This is a genomic window from Photorhabdus sp. RM71S (assembly GCF_042879355.1).
Taxonomy (GTDB): domain Bacteria; phylum Pseudomonadota; class Gammaproteobacteria; order Enterobacterales; family Enterobacteriaceae; genus Photorhabdus; species Photorhabdus kayaii.
In genome coordinates this window covers 1-376 of record NZ_JBHFKV010000225.1, presented here as the reverse complement: position 1 = coordinate 376, position 376 = coordinate 1, and the positions used below count along the sequence as shown (strand labels likewise).

The 376-nt window shown below is 50.3% G+C and carries 1 pseudogene; it reads right to left on the bottom strand.

The annotated features are described in order from the left end of the window. A pseudogene (locus tag ACGF5R_RS24630) lies at nt 1–376 on the bottom strand (IS1634 family transposase); the annotation flags it as partial.

Genomic DNA, 376 nt, shown 5'->3' with positions numbered 1-376 from the left:
TATCTTTAGCCGGACGTCCACGCCCTTGATATGTCATGATTTCCTCCACTTGTGGGGCGTCAATACCGATAAACTGGCATTCGGAGCCAAAATCACGCAGGGCGCATAACGCATCTTCCTTGCAGGCAAACCCTTTTTGGCACAATTTTTCAAACGCTTTCAGCTCTTTTTCCGTTGATTTGAGCGTATTTTTCGTAAAAGTCTGCCCTTCACGTTGACGGGCAGCCGCACTACTCACCAGCAACCCGCGTTGAGGGATCCCGCCATAGCAGGATTCAACCCAACATCCAGCATAACCTTCGGTGAAAGGCTGTAGCTGATGGGGATCCACGTTCAAAAGCTGCTGTTTAGCTTCTTTGAGCGTTAACGGCACGCG